We start from the raw sequence: 3,833 nt of genomic DNA on the forward strand, positions 1-3,833 counted from the left end.
GCAGGCGTTGCTACGAGGACAGGACATGGTCTCGGATGGAGGCCGGTATCACCTTCACGTCCAGACAGACGGCAATCTGGTCCTTTACGGACAGTCAGGTGCCTTGTGGGCGGGAGCGGGTAGCCACAGCAAGGTGGCGGCGCAACTGGTGATGCAGGGCGATGGCAATCTGGTGCTGTATGGCGCTTCAGGCGAACCCCTGTGGTCGTCTGGAACCAATGGTAACCCCGGCGCGTGGTTCGTGGTCCAAAGTGACGGCAACATGGTCATCTACAGCGCCAGCGGTCCGGCTATCTGGAGCTCGAATACCGCCTGCGGTCTCTGCTGAGACCCAGACGAAAACGCTGACTGTACCCAAATGGGTTCCGTGAGGAACCGAAGCGTAACGGTAAAGGCCAGGGAACAGCTGCTCGCAGCGGGCAATAAGGGGGTAGGGGAATGATGAGGGTGACGCGACGAGCGATTTTAGGATCTGGTTTGGCCGCGAGCCTGTTGCCAGTATCAGCCGGCGCGAGCGAAACCATCCATCGCTATGATGCCTTGGGCCGGGTGGTCGGGGTTATTCACCCCAATGGTTCGTCGTCATGGTATCAGTACGACAGCGCGGGGAACCGGACGTCAAAGCGCAGCGGCGGAAACATACAGCCGAACGGGTTTGATGCCGACTATTATCGCCTTTTGTACTGAGACCTGTTCAACGCGAACTTCACGGTTCAGGACGCCATCAACCATTACAACAACAATGGTTGGCATGAAGGACGGGACCCCAGCGCCTACTTCAGCACCACGGGCTACCTTAGCGCTTATCCAGATGTGGCGGCGGCGGGGATCAATCCGCTGGAGCACTACCATATCTGGGGCTGGCACGAGTTGCGCGACCCGTCACCCAGGTTCAGCACGAATGGCTATCGGGTGAACTACCCGGACATCACGGCGGCCAATGTGGATCCGCACCAGCACTTCGTCCAAAACGGACTGTTCGAAGGCAGACAACCCTTCGGTACAGGCGGCTTCAGGCCTTATCCGTAGTTTAGACCTCAGCGCAACAAAAAACTCTGGGCCGCTGGCCTTTATTTCAAGTTACCATTGAGAACAAGATATGACACGTCGGAAGCAATTTTGGGTCTTTGCCTGCCTTTTTTCAGCAGGCCTAGTGAGTAATGCACATTCTCAAGCCTTGGCGCCACCTCCTGCTTATCCAAGTATAGATTCCAATGGTGTTGATTTAAATAGTATGAGTTTGCACGGTTCTATTCCGTCTCTCAGTATAGGTAATTCAAATAGTGGATTGTCGCGTATTGGAAGCGGATCAAATCCTTACGTATACGACAATCTTATTGGTACATTAACCAGAAAGACGTTCAAGCCTCCAGTAGAGGGAAGCCCTCCACAGTTTGCCGGTATGCAAATATCTGTTTTTGGGCAAAGCGATCTCAATAAGGGCGCAGTTTACTCTGGGAGTACTTGGTTATACGATCGATCTGACAATTTTGGTTACGAGGGGACAAATGGTCGTCTTGAGTGTAACTCATCTAGTGCGACGGGGCAAACATTAGGGCAATGTATTTACACTATGCATGATGGGTCTGTCGCGGAGCTTACCTACAAGCACAGTTTGTTTCCAAACTCGTTTGTCAGTAATGGGCCGAACACAGCCGACGACTGGGCAATTTCGGGAGATGCCGTCATAACGAAACTAACAAAACCAGACGGTGAAGTATTAAACTATTACTATGCGCGTACACCTACCACACTGAGCTATACGGGTTACATTCATGGTCTTTTAAGCATCTCCAGTTCACTGGGGTGGATGGCTCGTTACAGGGGTTTTTATAATGCAAATACTGATGGTCCAATTTATGCAAATGTTCGATTGATCAATTCATCTATTGATTATTGCAACCCAGAATCTGTTTCGTGCTCATTTTCGCAACCGTGGTACTATTTAGCTTTTAACGACAACCAAAATGGATTTTCTGTTCCAACTTTTGAAAATACTATTTTTGGACAGTTTTCTTTAGACAATCCTAACGCTCTTACGAAAATTAATTATCCATCTGGTAGGACCAAGTCGGCTACTTATTACACATCATTATCCGCGAACGGCTGCTATTATTCTGAAGATAACCCTGACTACTGCACACAGGCCCTGCATAGGCACTCCCGCATAAAATCGCTGACCTACGGAGGTCGGACTTGGAATTATGACCATAACGGTAATCAGGAAAACGCCCAGAGCACCATTCTTAATCCGGATGGGACGCAGATTACTGTATACCGCAGCTGGGATATGAAAGGAATTGAACCGTCAGGTTTTCAAATGCTCGTGGATCCCCTGCAGCGGACTTTTTACAATAACACAGACACCTCAAATGGGCGCGTTAGAGGCCAGCTTTTTCCCGAGGGGGACCGCATCAACGTAGCTTACGATATGCGAGGAAATCTCACGGAAGTTCGTTCGAAAGTCAAACCGGGAAGCAACTTGTCAGATTCCGTTATGACGGCTGGTTATGACTCGGTGTGTGCGAACCCCAAAACTTGTAACAAACCCAATTGGGTTAGGGATGCCAAAGGCAATCAAACGGATTACACCTATGACGCAGCTCATGGCGGTGTGCTGACAGTAACCAGCCCTCCGGATCAAAATGGTTTTCGGGCAAAAACCCGCAATTTCTATTCGCAGTTCTATCCAAAGGTTAAAGACGCAAACGGGAATCTCGTCAACTCACTCCCTGTCTGGCGATTGGTGCGAACGGAAACTTGTCCAGCTACGCAAGCGCAATGCGACCAGCCGGGCGATAGCGTAACCGAGTATCAGTATGCAACAAACAATCTTCTTCAAACGGCGCAAGTCGTCAGGAATGGCAGCAATACGATTTCCGCCACAACAACATTTGTGTATGATGTATACGGCAATGTGACGTCTGTGGACGGACCGCGGACGGACGTGGATGATCGGAGTTACACGACGTGGGACGTTCTGCGTCGCAAGGTCTTCGAGATCGGTCCCGACCCTGATGGGGGTGGCCCGCTGAAGCGCCAGATTGTCAAGCACTACTACGATGCGGACAGTCTTGAGATCCGCACGGAGGTTGGTAGTGGAAACAACACAGACGGTTCAGACTTTGTGTGGTCGTCGGCCAAGCGGATGACGTACGATGGTGCGGCTCAGCTCGTTAAGACCGAAGTTGTGGTTCCGTGATGCGGGTGAAGGGGGCTGGGAAGATGAGCGTGTTCAAAGCGGATCGCGGTGCGGTTGGGCGTAGATGGGTTGCTGCGGTTCTGGCCGTGCTGGGCTTGAGCGGGGCGGGGGCTGTGCAGGCTGAAACCGTGGTTTCGGTAACGCAGGTGTCGTATGACGCGGTTGGGCGGCCGGAGTGTACGGCGGTTCGCATGAACCCGGACAGCTTTGGCAATCTCCCAGCCAGCGCCTGTAGTCTGGGGGGGCAGAGTGCCTATGGTCCGGACCGGATCACGAAGACGGTGTATGATGCCGCCGGTCAGGTGGTTCAGGTCCGTCAGGCCGTCGGAACGCCCATCGAGCGGGTCTATTCGACGTTTGCCTATTCCCCGAACGGCAAGGTGACGGATTCGATCGATGCCAATGGCAACCGGACCAAGATGACCTATGACGGGTTTGATCGTCTGTCGGCGGTTTATTACCCCGATACCAACCGGCCGGGGGGCTGGAACCCGGCGACCCAGGCGACGGCGCTGGCCACAGCCGGCAGCCACAGCGGCAGCGACTATGAGGCCTATGCCTATGATGAGAATGGCAATCGGTCGTGGTGGCGTCGCCGTGACGGCAATTACATCTACTACAATTACGACAA

3 protein-coding genes and 1 pseudogene are annotated in these 3,833 nt (G+C 52.7%); all 4 read left to right on the top strand.

The window, feature by feature from the left end; translation table 11 throughout:
- A pseudogene (locus tag Q0072_RS10755) lies at positions 1-328 on the top strand (hypothetical protein); the annotation flags it as partial.
- 149 nt (positions 329-477) lie between these two features.
- Positions 478-687: an RHS repeat domain-containing protein gene (locus Q0072_RS10760; RefSeq protein ID WP_298329646.1), complete on the top strand. Its 210-nt coding sequence runs from the start codon at positions 478-480 to the stop codon at positions 685-687.
- A gap of 412 nt (positions 688-1,099) precedes the next feature.
- Positions 1,100-3,202, top strand: a complete 2,103-nt coding sequence (locus Q0072_RS10765; protein WP_298329649.1) for a hypothetical protein — start codon at positions 1,100-1,102, stop codon at positions 3,200-3,202.
- 23 nt (positions 3,203-3,225) lie between these two features.
- Positions 3,226-3,833, top strand: a 608-nt coding sequence (locus Q0072_RS10770; RefSeq protein WP_298329652.1) for an RHS repeat domain-containing protein, incomplete at its 3' end; no start/stop codon positions are given.

The organism is Asticcacaulis sp. (assembly GCF_027484505.1).
GTDB lineage: Bacteria > Pseudomonadota > Alphaproteobacteria > Caulobacterales > Caulobacteraceae > Asticcacaulis.